We start from the raw sequence: 12,245 nt of genomic DNA on the forward strand, positions 1-12,245 counted from the left end.
GATTCCTCACTGTTTTAATGGGTTTGGTTCACGAGCCATTTTCAAATATGGGTTGCTATCGATTGTTTTTACAAAATCAAGATAGCGTTGTTCCGCTTTGTATTCCTGCGCCACTTCAAGGCCATTATTGATGCAGCGATGAAAGTTTTCTTTGTCTTTGGCTGCATAGAGCAAAGCGTCACATAAGGAGTTTGGGTCATTAGGCTGGTATTTGATACAGTTTTTATTGTGTATTAGACGTTTATCCCAGTATGAGCCATCTTGAGGTATCACCACACACATACCAGCCGCCAAAGCTTCCAGAATTGATAAACCAAAAGGTTCATTGGTGCTCGTAGACACAAAAATGTTTGATTGGCTACGAATGGTGTCGAGGTCTTGAGGGTCTTGATACCAATTAACATGCGAAATGGAAACAGGCGCATTACTGACAGGTATCGAGGTATCTATTGGCCGTATGTAGCAAATATTTGCGGCGAGAGGTTTAAGTTTGGCAGCATGCGCCAAAGCTTCAACCATCAGATCAAGCCCTTTCCATTTAAGCAGGGATGCAGCCCAATAACAAATAGGAAAGTCGGTTTGAGCACGCGTTGGCCAATCTTCTTCTGCTAGTCCATTTACAAATGTATGGTAGGCAGAAGAAGTGAAATAGGACTCTACGAGAGCTTGGCAATCACTAATACTAATTTTCTTTGTTAAGTAAGTGGCTAGTGCAACAGCCATACTTGGCTTACTAGAAGGTAAATGGAATACTTTGTCAGCCTTGGTGAGACAGTATCCGATAGAGCGAGAATTACCCACAGGGCCATGTACAAATTGAATAATATCAATATTTTTAAATAACTTAGTGATATAAAGTGCCATGTCCATCCCAGGCCCAGAGGCACCAATTGCTCTAGATACATTGTGATATTTGAACAACACAAAAAGCAGACAAACACAAGTGTACAACTGGTTTATCCAATATAGGATGCCATAATGTTGTTTAGCTAGGGCTTTCACCAAAGGGAGTTTAATAACATCAATAGTATGAGAATGGCTCAACTTACATTCTTTCCAAAATTGTGGCTGCACTGTTGCGACAATGAATTGGCTTTTATCTACTCGACAAAGCCGTAACGCTTCAACGGTCGCAAGCTTTGATCCACCTTTGAACGTAATAGGATCAAATATCAATGTTTGTTCAACATTTGATTTAACCATGTTCACCTCCTAGTAGAAAGCGTTTGGTAAGGTAGGTTTTTAAGGGTATGAAAGTGCGCCAAATGGATACGGATGTTTGATGTTGTCTGAGCAATTGACGATAAAGGTGAAATATTTTTTGACTAGAAACGTTTATGTCAAAGTGTCGAGTAATATGCTGATGAGCTTCCTTCGACAACTGCTGACCAAACTTTTTGTGCTCAAGTAGAGCGGTCATCATCTTGGCAATTGGTGCAGTGCCATGATTGGGGTAGAGCAGTCCAGTAACACCATGGTGAATGAACTCAGGAATTCCGCCCTCTCGTGGTGCTATAACTGGAATATTGGCAAGAGTTGCTTCGGCGATCGCTAGTCCAAAAGCTTCTCGTCGAGAGCCACTGACGAAGGCATCACATCCTTTAAGCCAGCCGACAACGTTATTTTGCTCACCTACAAAATGGATTTTATTTTCAACGTATAATGTTTTCGCGAGTCTTTCTAACTCATATCTCATTGGTCCATCACCTATAACCAGTAGGTGCGTATCAGCGTATTCCATATTGAGGTTTTGTATTGCCGTAATAAGCCTGTCCATTCCTTTGTCGTAAATGAGCGAACCGACGGTAGCAAACAGAGTACATTCATCAGGTAATCCAATTGCTGCTTTGCTATCGACTTTCGTCTGTTCCATTAGTTTGGTGACATCAATACCATTGTGAATGGTTGAAAGTCGCTGTTGTGGGTAGCCCTCTCGGGTTAGTTGGCCTCCGACATAACGGCTGACGGCGATGGTGTGCGGAGACAGATGCAATCCAAGAGTGACACGATCCCGAGCTGGGTAGGGGCTATGTAGCTGTGTGACTAATGGCACGTTCATCAAGCGAGAAGCGATAATCATCCACTGACAAGGAGCACCGCTGTTAACATGAATCATGTCAATCCTGTTTTTCTTGATGATTCGGCAAGCTTTAAAGACAAGGCCTACCCAAGCGGATATATTGAACTTTGGTTTGAGCCAGCCAAAGAGTAATGGGAAAGAGTCTTTGTTGGTGTTGATGTTTTTGCCTTTAACAAGCTCGTGAAGTGATGTGTTGTTGGTCCAAAGGTGAGGTTCGAATCCTTGGCTGGGGCACTGCTCGATTAAGTCAAGCAAACAGTGTTCACTGCCTCTGATCCAATCGTTTCCGTAGTGTACAAACAATATTTTCTTTGTCATTTGAACCTCTCCTGATGTCGTTTAATGTCTAACAACGCAAATGAGATGCCAAAATGTAAAATACGCTATGTTATTGATAAAAAATAAGAAAGAAAGGATGCTTGTATTTAAGACAGGTTTTTATCAAATTGAGAATCAGATTGAGCGTCAATACCGGAGTAAATATCAAGCAATTTGGGGATGACTGAGGAGGTGGAGAAGTCCTTGTTAATTGTTGCGATAGCATTGTTTTTGATCACTGCCTTGTCGTGATTATTGAGTTGGCTAATATTGGCTAATGTTTGATTAAGGGAGTCTAAGCTGTCGACAATAAAGCCATTTTTACCGTCGTCGATTAGCTTGGATAAGTCGCCCACGTTGTAAGCAATAATGATACAACCTCTTGCCATGGCCTCTAATGCTGCCATCGGCAGCCCCTCATAGCGTGAACAAATAATGAGGATCTGAATGTGGTTCCAAACTTCAGCCATGTTAGTTTGGTATCCGTGGTATGTAATGTTAGCTGGTGCCTTTTCAATGATTTCACTTTCTAAAGGGCCAGAGCCGTATATATGGAAGTTAAGTGTTGGATTACTTTTAGCGCATTGAAGAAAGCGTTCAGGTGCTTTCTCATAGCTTAACCTTCCTACAAAAGCGATTTGTTCTCCTGTGCTTGGGCTTAATTGGCCATTGTCGATAAAGTTGTTCAACTTTCGAGTAGAGGTCGGGATTTTATTCCCTACTTTTTCACTAACTACAAGCGCTGAGGAAGAAGTAAATGCGGTATAGCGATCCAGGAAATCGTAGATCTTGACCTTTCCTTGTGGAGTTTCACCTGCATGGTATGTAGAAACCTGGGTTATTCCTGTGAAAATACGAGCGCATTTGGCCAGTATACTTGCCTTGTAACCATGAGCATGGATTACGTCTCCACGCCGATGATTAACTCTTTTTAATAAAGTCCGAAGTGGAAAACCGTTGGAAGAAGAGAGATAACTAAATTTAATCTTGTTGTGTTCTAATTTACTTATGAGGGGCGATACTGCGCTGTACCGCCTAACTATTAGCACTTCAACAGAAACTTTATGTTGCTTGAGCCCTTTGGCAAGCTCAAGCACATAAGCATCGATGCCTCCATAGGTTAGACTATCAATAAGTAGCCACACTTTAGTCGGCGTACTGCTGTGCATCTTCTTCAGATTCCCAAGCTTGCTTTTTGCGATAAACTGTTGATGGACTGAGCTCTAGTAGCACGGCTGCGTTAAGCACATTGCCATCACAATAATCAATGGCCTGCTGGATGGTTTCACGTTCAACAATCCACATAGGACGTATCGTGACACCTTTTGGTGCCGTTACCTGTTCTTCTGTGGTACTGATTGATTCTGATATTGATTGTTGCGAAGGAATGGACACTTCTTGCTCATCAGGTAGGGTGGGCTGTATAACCGAAGGTTGAGCAATCTTAGTTTTTGAAGATTTCGGACTGCGCGTTATTTGGTCGGGAAGGTGCTCTACCGATAATTTTGCATCATTGTTGAGTACAACGATATTACGAATGATGTTTTGCAATTGCCGCACGTTACCTGGCCATGAATAACGCTTTAATATAGACTCGGCATCTCTATTGATACCATTGAACTTTTTACCGTCCTCTTTGGCAAATACTCGTAAAAAGTGAGTCGCTAGTGTCGTGATGTCGTTACCACGCTCTCTTAAAGGAGGCATTTCTATCGGCACAACATGCACTCTATAATACAGATCTTCTCTAAAACGTCCTTCTTCTACTTCGAGTAAGGGATCGCGGTTAGTCGCGCAAATGATTCTAACGTCAACTTTGAGTTCTCGTGAACCACCGAGAGGAGTAAATGTTCCTGTTTGCAGAAAACGCAGGAGTTTTTTCTGCATATCGAGTTCCATTTCGCATAACTCATCGAGAAAAAGTGTTCCTCCATGAGCTTGTGATGCCGCACCTTTTCGATCCGTGGTTGCTCCCGTAAATGCCCCCTTCATATGACCGAAAATCTCACTTTCCATCAAATCTTTGGGTATGGCACCACAGTTAATGGCGACAAAAGGTTTATCGCTGCGTTTACTTTCTTGATGGATAGCTTCTGCGCAGACTTCTTTACCAGTACCGCTCTCTCCGATGATAAATACACTCGCATTCGTTGGAGCCACTGAATCAATGATTTTGTATACGCCCTGCATAGGCAAGCAAGATCCTATGAAACCATGAAAACGATTCCTATCAAACTTAGCTTCAATATCTTCAACAAGGTGTTCAAGTTTAACTTGCTGCAAATGCAAGTTGATTGATGTTTTTAACCGATCAGCCTGAATTGGTTTTTCTAGAAAGTCTTTGGCGCCTTTTTGAAGTAAATTAACCGCAGTGTCTACTGAGCCATGAGCCGTGGCAACAACGACAGAAGTAGGCACTTGGTTGTCGTTAATCCAATCGAGAATGTCTTCTCCATCCATGTCGGGCAACTTGAGGTCTAAAATGACAAGCTGAGGGACATTTCTCTCTATAAAGCTAATGGCATCGCGGCCAGTCTCTACATGAAAAAGGTCGAAAGATTCATCTTTTACGTACTGTTTATATAAAATAGCCAGAGATGTAGAGTCTTCAATTAATAGTACTTTTGCTCTCATTTGACGTTATCCTTGTTTATTTCTAGCCTGCGGGTTCTATGAAGCCCTGCTTTTTTCTGTAGGCTAATGCAGCGAGAGATTTCTCTGCCAATTCCTTGAGTTCTTCCTTAAGTTGGAAAGCCTGTTCTTCTTGGTTATCGATACATAAATGTTCTATTTTTCGTGCGAGATTCGAGAGTATTCTGTTTCCAAGTGCGAGTGCTGAACTTCCCAGCGTGTGACTCTCAAATTCGAGGGTGTTCTTGTCTCTGTCGTCAATAGCCTGATAAATTTTCTTCAGCCTTTCTTGAGATTCTTCGAGGTAATGGTCAATCAGCATGGGTAACACATCAGCACTCGTATCTTCTATCATTTGTTCAAGAATTGTTTCATCTACCAGTTCTAAATCCACGTGATCATCCTGAGTTCTTGTTTCGACACTATTGTTGTCTGCATTAAAACTTGCCTCAATTTGATGTTGCTTGGTTGGACCTTCGCTTGAGACATCAGTTAAGAATAGATTAATTTTTTCAATCAGTTGTGACAATCTAACGGGTTTCGATAAATAATCGTCCATGCCTGCATCAAGGAACGTTTCTTTATCGCCCGTTAAAGAATGAGCAGTTAGGGCAATAATTGGCACTTGACTGACCGATGTGTCGCTATTTTTCCTAATCATCTTACAGGTTTCCATGCCATCCAATTTCGGCATCGAAATATCCATAAAAATCAGATCATAATGGTATTGTTCAACCATTTCTAAGACGCGTTGCCCATTTTCCGCAATGTCGACATTTAAGTTTAGTCTGTTGAACATTTCTTGGATGACCAATTGATTGGCTTTGTTATCTTCTGCAACCAGTATGCTAACGTCAGATACTTTGAGTTCTGCGTTATTAGACGGTTTTTCCGTCATGCCTATGTGCATATCGGCAAGTTCTAATCGAACACAAAAGGAGAAAGTGCTGCCAATAGAGGGTGTGCTCTCAACTTTAATATGACCATCCATTAATTCGCAGAGACGTTTACATATCGCCAAGCCTAGCCCCGAACCTTCATGGCTACGAGAGTAGGTTTGGTCAGCCATAGTAAATTCTTCAAAAAGATAATCCATCGCGTTGCGGCTGATCCCAACTCCTGTATCAATGATTTTACAGGTAATATCTGCGTAACCATTGTCTGTAGATGGAGATTCAATTTGCACCGCTATACTCCCATCCTTGGTAAATTTGATCGCGTTACCAATCAGATTATGTAAAACCTGTTTAATACGATTTTCGTCACCATAAACGTGAGATGGGACCTGACTATCGATAGTGCAACTGAGACTCAGAGAACGCGCCTCAGCGGTGGGCAAGAAGCTCTCTACAACAGTTTCAACGCATCTGCGGAACTCGAAAGGCTTATGTTCAAGCCTCAAGGTGTTAGAATCCATTCTCGTAAAATCAAGGATATCGTTAATAATACTAAGTAAAAACTCACCGGATTCAGTGGCAGTATTGACCAATTTTTTCTGCTCTGGGGTAAGCTTTGATTCTTCTAATATGTTCAAAATCCCAAGTACGCCATTCATGGGTGTTCGAATTTCATGTGACATGGAAGCTAAAAAGCGGCTTTTTGATTCATTAGCTTGTTCTGCTTCAGAACGTGCACCTTTTAAATCCCTGTAGTTTCTCTCTAGTTTCCTCGACATATCATCGAATGCTCTTGCAACCTCTCCTAACTCGTCCTTTGAGTTATCATTGATCTGGTAGCCAGGTCCTTGCTGACTAATTGTGTTGGCTGCGTCGATAAGCTTGACTAGGCTTTTTGTAAGGTAGGTCCCCAAGAAAAAAGAAAAGATTGCGACGAGTATGACTTCGATTGAGGCTATACCAATGATGGATTTTTGAGCATTGGTGAGCATGGAATTTATCTCACTAATCTCAAAACCCATGTTAATGGAGCCATAATTGTTGTTTGAATCATATATCTGCCGGCGAGTATCAAAGATGCCGTCACTAACCGAATCTAAGGTATAGTCCTCGGCAGCTTCTCTAGCTATTAATGATTCGCTTCCCATGCTAGAAAGCTCTTTATCGCCTCGCGTCACTGTTATGTAGGCGATGTCTTCAATTGTCATAAATTCTTTAACAAGATCATCGATGGTCGCGATATCAGTTGAAATCATTGCGTCTTTAGCCGCATGGGCAAACATGTCTGCCGTAGAGTTGGCACGTTGAAGTAATTGCTTTTCGTTTGACTCAGACAAAAAACTCATCGCGCTAAATGTCAGAGCAACAAGCATAACAATCTCTATGAAAGCGATACCAAGTATGGTTTTTACTCTAAAAGACATAACTCATGCCTCCTAAGGTCAATCAAGGACCTTAATATTAAGTGAGCGTATATCGTCCCAGTCACTATCTTGCGCTGAAACAAAACCTGTAATTTTCAGTTGGTCTAGTTGATGTTTGACCACTGGGGCTATGTGAACTTGTTCTAGTGCTACTTTTAATTCAAGCTCTGTTTGGTCATTGATGCGCGGATGAACCGCAATAGCATGTGGAGTAAAACCGTCAGTTGTCCAGATAGGAGTGAGCTGATCTCGTGTCGACTGAGGCAAGGCATTAAAGGTACGTAAAATACCGCCACCAGCAGGAAAAAAGCCCTTAGCAACAGACAAATAAACTGAATCGTGAGACGACACGTAGGCTGATGTAAAATCGATATTTGCTTTTTTGAGGTACGACTGTGTGAGAATGGTTGCTGCAAAAGCCGCTGGTGAGGGGAAAGCAAGCTTTTCGTGTTGTAATTGTCCCATTTCCGTCACGCCGCTGTCTTTGCGAACGACGATGATCCCTTTTATGAGCTTATCTTTTGCTTTGGCAACCGCTCTATATCCGGGTTGTTGGCTATATACCGTGTAATGATAAGGATTCATATATGCAATATCGAAGTCTCCACGTTCTAACTTTTCTTCAAACGATGGTATATCAGGAGTGGTAGCAAATACGATTTCTTGTCCTAGTTGAGCAGATAAATAAGAGATCAAAGGAGCCCATTGCTCTGCTAAACGGCTTGCTGACTGCTGTGGGACAACGCCAAATGTTAGAGTCTTGCTTACACTGACCGTAGAATACAGGCAGAGTATGATTACTAATATGAACTTTTTCATCATCACCCCTAAGCTGAATGAGCCAAAAACTCATTAGTAATCAACCATCGACACCATCTCTCGCGTAACGATTTTGGCAAGAATTTCAATCGTTCTACCTCTCTTGCCATCTCTTGTCCTAAAGTCGCTTGTTCTTTGAGGTTTAGCACAGAGCCTAAAAATGAGATTTTAGGATTATCGAGTAGCTCTTGAGATTTCTGGATCTGCCCCGCAGAAGTTTTTCCTCCCATGACGACTAACACGGTTTGATCACACGCACTGGCAACTACTTGAGCGGGTATATTTCCTCGGTTGATATGAAGCAGGGGAGAGGTGTCGCAGATAATGCGGTCATAATCTTGCAGCCACTTATCTACGGTTGTACTTAGCACACTCGGATCTTTGTACGCTAATAAGGTAGATGTTGTTTTGGGTACCGGCATGCCAGTGAATAGCTGATGTGACGATTTATGTTCTAGTAATACGCCAACGCCTTCACTAGACTCCTGATTATCAAGTACAGGCTCGAAAGCGGGGTGGAACAAGTTAAGGTCGACAAGTAGAGTCTTATGCCCACCCAATAGGTACCTTTCAGCAATTGCAGAGGCAACTGACGTTACGCCGTCACCTGAGTTGCATCCTGTTACGCATAGAGAGCGAGCTTCACTGAACTCTGCAGCAAGATAAATTTGCTCGACTTCGGTCAATGTGGCTGGAATCGTCATCATAATGCTCCTATTACAACTATGGTGGTAGTAAGACGAAGAATATCCTCGAGCCCTACACGGAGTCTTTCTAGTAGCCCCTCGCTTCGGTCTGGAATATAAATGGTATCTCCAGCTCTTAGCACGGGAAGCTTATAAACGTTGGCAGTTTTACTGAAGTCAATCAGATCAAATGTGCGTGCTTGTTCTTGGCAGCAAGACATGTTGACGATAGAAATTTTTTCTAGATAAGCACGATTAGACGGACCACCCGCTTCAGCGAGAATATCTAATATGGTCATATTATCGTCAAATACGTAGCGTCCGGGTTTGTTAATTGCACCTAGTACACGTACTGTTGTTTCTTTACTTCTATCGAGCCATATTTTGTCTTTTTCGGGAATATAAATAGTGTCGCCCATAGTCACATTAGGCAGTAAACTTTCATCCCCGGTTTCAAAGTACAAAGACAGATTTAGCTTGCTTACCTTGGCGTAATCTTTATCACGATGAGTGATTTTAATGTTGTGAATATCAGCGTCTTTTGTTGGACCGTCAGCAGCTGACAAAATATCTAGAAAGTGCATTTCCTTGGTAAATCGATATCGCCCAGGGGCATTAACTTGACCGAAGACATAGATTGAAGCGTCTGAGCTTTGGCGTACCCACTGTGACTTGTTGTCACTCGGATCTTGTGGAAGGTCATGCACTCGAATGATAGTACCAGCTCGAACAACCGGCAGTTCTGCGCTAGGGGCTCCATTTAGAATAAACTCATCGAGATTGAACGTAAGCATTTTTCCATCAGGTTCTACTACTTCTATTTTAGAAGTGTCGGCCCTTAATGTTGGGCCGCCAACATGCGCTAGCAGATGCATCATATCCATTTCATCAGACCACTCTACGCGCCCAGGCCTCACTACTTCACCGATGACATTGACTGCTCTATCGGGTGCGATTTTTAGCCAAGACTTTTCATTCATGTCTGTTTTTTCGGGCACAAATATCGCGTCTCCGGCGACAATCTCTGGTGGAGGAAGCGCAGTACTAAGACCTTCCGTATAGGCTGTTAAGTCAAACTTTACTACTTTTCCATCGGCTTTAAGGATACGAATCTGACGTGACTCTGCATATCGTGTGGGACCACCCGCGTTGGCGAGAATGTCCATAAAGGACGCGCCTTTTTTGCCTTCATAAGCACCAGGTTGATCGACTTCACCCATGATATAAATAACGTTTGAGCCAGCACGAATTTCTTCTTCTTGCTTGGGAACAAAGATTGTCGTGCCCGGTTGAAGGTTTGGCAATAAAGAGATATCTCCGCTATCAAGATACTCTTTGAGATTGAATATTTGTGGCTTGTTATTGCTGATGACTCGGATCTGCTCAACAGATGCGTAACGAGTAACCCCTCCAGAGCGCATTAGAACGTCGACTAAATCAGAGTTTTCTTTGTAGCTAAATGAGCCAGGCGCATTAACTTCGCCGAATACTTTAATTGCAGTACGTCCATCCGCACTGTCGCCGGAATTTGCTAGTTTACTTGCATCAAATTTCTGCTCGATGTTACCGACCAAGGGTGAGGCAGGGATGAAAATGGTATCCAGTGATTTGAGCTGAGGTAATAATGTCTCATCACCAGTATCGAGAAAGCTTTTGTAGTTGAACGGAAACTTTTCTTTGCCTCTCTTGAGTAGCAAATTATCCAGTTGGGCTCCCGAGCGTAAACCACCAGCTGCATGGATTGCCATTTGAACGTCTGACGATTTTGATAATGTGTATTCTCCTGGAGAATTTACATAGCCTTGTATTGAAATGAGGATTTGTTGCTCTGCGATGTACACTGAGGCTGTCGACAAGTCACGGTAAACCTTGCCTAGTGTATCTAGGACTGCTTTCTCTAATTGTTCTTCTGTGTAGCCTGCGACATATAATGCGCCGACTTCAGGAAGGTTGATGCGTCCACGCTTGTCAACTTGAAACCCTTTGTTTAAGGTTTCCTCTCCTGGAAGGTTAACTTGCACCATGTCACCGACTTGAACCCGCTCATTCTCTGCAAGTACTGGAGCAGAAAATACTATGGCTAGAATGATGAATAAGAGTCTATTCCATATCATAGTAGCCTCCATTCAGTTTTTGTTCTGCTAAGTCTTTTGTATCAACAATTTCTATACTTACCCTGCGGTTTGTCAGCCTAACTCCATCGGATTTTCCTTCAAACAGAGGCAGGCTTTCGCCTACGGACTTAGCTTTTACGCGATTGGGTTCAAGGCCAAATATAGTGAGGTAACGTTTCACTTGTTTTGCTCTGCCCATTGCGAGCTTTTGATTACTTAATTCGTTACCGATAGCATCCGTGTGACCTGTTACGACAAGATTCAGTGATTTGTGCTCTCTCAGAATGTTAGCCGCTTGTGCTAAATGGCCCATGTATTTTGGATTAACTTCGGTCGACTTAAAGGCAAACTGGTTATCAACGTTGAGTAGATTGTAGAGCTTATCTATGATTGCTAATTGCTGTTGGAAGCTGTAATCATCATGAGGTGGCGCGCATTTCGCTTGCGATGTGACGTAATCCAGTTGCCTTTCTAGCTCATCGAGTCGTTTTCTTTGAATGACAATATCGTTAGCCGCATCGAGGAGAAGTCCTCCTTCGAGCTCGCGAGCAATTCTGTTTTGCTTTTCTATTGCTTGAACAACCGCAGCAGGGAAGCACCAGCGGGCCCCCTCTCTTATAAGCGAGTCTAAGTGGAGCTTGGCAAGTTGCCAGTCGAATCTGAGCCCGTGCTCTGGGCCTAAAGGTTCGTTTGGCATGACGGGTGTAAAACTGGACTGGATATACTGCTCAGCTAACCCACCTCGTCCTTCGTCCGGATAACTGGTGCAGCCGATCAGCGATAGTACACTGGATAAACCTAGGGCTATGTGTTTCAAATAATTAACCATGCCAACGTCCTTTGTTAGTGCCTGTGTACTCGCTTATAGATTTAATGAGTGCGAGAGTTCACAGGTATTGCCTTATCAATTCTTAACAAATTGATGATTTCAAGCGGTTGTCCAGTTACGTTCTCTATGCGCATTTGGCGCTCACGCTCTACTAGGCGTTTGTAGAGATAAACCAAAGCTCCAACACCTGAAGAATCCAGAAAGCTTACATTGCGAAAATCAACTTCTACCTCTAGGTGTTGATCTGCAATGATTTCATCAATGTGCTTTTGAGCATGACGACTTCCATCTGCGTCCAGGTTGCCATTGATTTGTAGTGTAAGCATTTCGTTTGTTGTTTCGATTGTACGTAGTTCCATGGTCGTATCTCCTCACGTAGTGTAGTTTTATCAGAGCAGTTTACGTGCCAAGAAATAATCGCTTATTTTTCAATCCCATATAAAAAATT

10 protein-coding genes are annotated in these 12,245 nt (G+C 42.7%); all 10 read right to left on the minus strand.

The features are described from left to right. Positions 1-6: 6 nt before the first annotated feature. Complete coding sequence (locus DPF90_RS17425) at positions 7-1,203, minus strand: glycosyltransferase family 4 protein (RefSeq protein ID WP_114787598.1); 1,197 nt, start codon at positions 1,201-1,203, stop codon at positions 7-9. Continuing rightward, on the minus strand, positions 1,196-2,398 hold the full coding sequence (locus DPF90_RS17430) for a glycosyltransferase (RefSeq protein WP_114787599.1): 1,203 nt from the start codon (positions 2,396-2,398) through the stop codon (positions 1,196-1,198). Before DPF90_RS17430 ends, DPF90_RS17425 begins: the two co-directional genes overlap by 8 nt. A gap of 107 nt (positions 2,399-2,505) precedes the next feature. Further along, positions 2,506-3,567: a glycosyltransferase family 4 protein gene (locus DPF90_RS17435; RefSeq protein ID WP_114787600.1), complete on the minus strand. Its 1,062-nt coding sequence runs from the start codon at positions 3,565-3,567 to the stop codon at positions 2,506-2,508. Then, on the minus strand, positions 3,545-5,032 hold the full coding sequence (locus DPF90_RS17440; RefSeq protein ID WP_114787601.1) for a sigma-54-dependent transcriptional regulator: 1,488 nt from the start codon (positions 5,030-5,032) through the stop codon (positions 3,545-3,547). Before DPF90_RS17440 ends, DPF90_RS17435 begins: the two co-directional genes overlap by 23 nt. A 22-nt stretch (positions 5,033-5,054) precedes the next feature. After that, on the minus strand, positions 5,055-7,349 hold the full coding sequence (locus DPF90_RS17445; protein WP_114787602.1) for a response regulator: 2,295 nt from the start codon (positions 7,347-7,349) through the stop codon (positions 5,055-5,057). A gap of 18 nt (positions 7,350-7,367) precedes the next feature. Continuing rightward, the gene (locus DPF90_RS17450; RefSeq protein ID WP_114787603.1) at positions 7,368-8,168 is read right to left on the minus strand and encodes a phosphate/phosphite/phosphonate ABC transporter substrate-binding protein; all 801 of its coding nucleotides are present in this window, start codon (positions 8,166-8,168) and stop codon (positions 7,368-7,370) included. A gap of 8 nt (positions 8,169-8,176) precedes the next feature. Continuing rightward, entirely contained in the window at positions 8,177-8,872 is a 696-nt protein-coding gene (locus DPF90_RS17455) for a CpsD/CapB family tyrosine-protein kinase (protein ID WP_114787604.1), read from the minus strand. Continuing rightward, the gene (locus DPF90_RS17460; RefSeq protein ID WP_114787605.1) at positions 8,872-10,968 is read right to left on the minus strand and encodes an SLBB domain-containing protein; all 2,097 of its coding nucleotides are present in this window, start codon (positions 10,966-10,968) and stop codon (positions 8,872-8,874) included. Before DPF90_RS17460 ends, DPF90_RS17455 begins: the two co-directional genes overlap by 1 nt. Then, a complete protein-coding gene (locus DPF90_RS17465; RefSeq protein ID WP_114787606.1) occupies positions 10,955-11,797 on the minus strand; it encodes an OmpA family protein in 843 nt (280 codons plus the stop codon). Before DPF90_RS17465 ends, DPF90_RS17460 begins: the two co-directional genes overlap by 14 nt. Before the next feature lie 41 nt (positions 11,798-11,838). Further along, entirely contained in the window at positions 11,839-12,156 is a 318-nt protein-coding gene (locus DPF90_RS17470; RefSeq protein ID WP_114787607.1) for an STAS domain-containing protein, read from the minus strand. Between the last annotated feature and the right edge of the window lie 89 nt (positions 12,157-12,245).

The organism is Vibrio tetraodonis (genome assembly GCF_003350295.1).
Taxonomy (GTDB): domain Bacteria; phylum Pseudomonadota; class Gammaproteobacteria; order Enterobacterales; family Vibrionaceae; genus Vibrio; species Vibrio tetraodonis.

Coding starts and splice junctions, on each gene's coding strand:
- DPF90_RS17465 (WP_114787606.1), bottom strand. CDS start 11,797: ATGGTTAATTATTTGAAACACATAGCCCTAGGTTTATCCAGTGTACTA.
- DPF90_RS17440 (WP_114787601.1), bottom strand. CDS start 5,032: ATGAGAGCAAAAGTACTATTAATTGAAGACTCTACATCTCTGGCTATT.
- DPF90_RS17425 (WP_114787598.1), bottom strand. CDS start 1,203: ATGGTTAAATCAAATGTTGAACAAACATTGATATTTGATCCTATTACG.
- DPF90_RS17460 (WP_114787605.1), bottom strand. CDS start 10,968: ATGATATGGAATAGACTCTTATTCATCATTCTAGCCATAGTATTTTCT.
- DPF90_RS17445 (WP_114787602.1), bottom strand. CDS start 7,349: ATGTCTTTTAGAGTAAAAACCATACTTGGTATCGCTTTCATAGAGATT.
- DPF90_RS17450 (WP_114787603.1), bottom strand. CDS start 8,168: ATGAAAAAGTTCATATTAGTAATCATACTCTGCCTGTATTCTACGGTC.
- DPF90_RS17430 (WP_114787599.1), bottom strand. CDS start 2,398: ATGACAAAGAAAATATTGTTTGTACACTACGGAAACGATTGGATCAGA.
- DPF90_RS17455 (WP_114787604.1), bottom strand. CDS start 8,872: ATGACGATTCCAGCCACATTGACCGAAGTCGAGCAAATTTATCTTGCT.
- DPF90_RS17470 (WP_114787607.1), bottom strand. CDS start 12,156: ATGGAACTACGTACAATCGAAACAACAAACGAAATGCTTACACTACAA.
- DPF90_RS17435 (WP_114787600.1), bottom strand. CDS start 3,567: ATGCACAGCAGTACGCCGACTAAAGTGTGGCTACTTATTGATAGTCTA.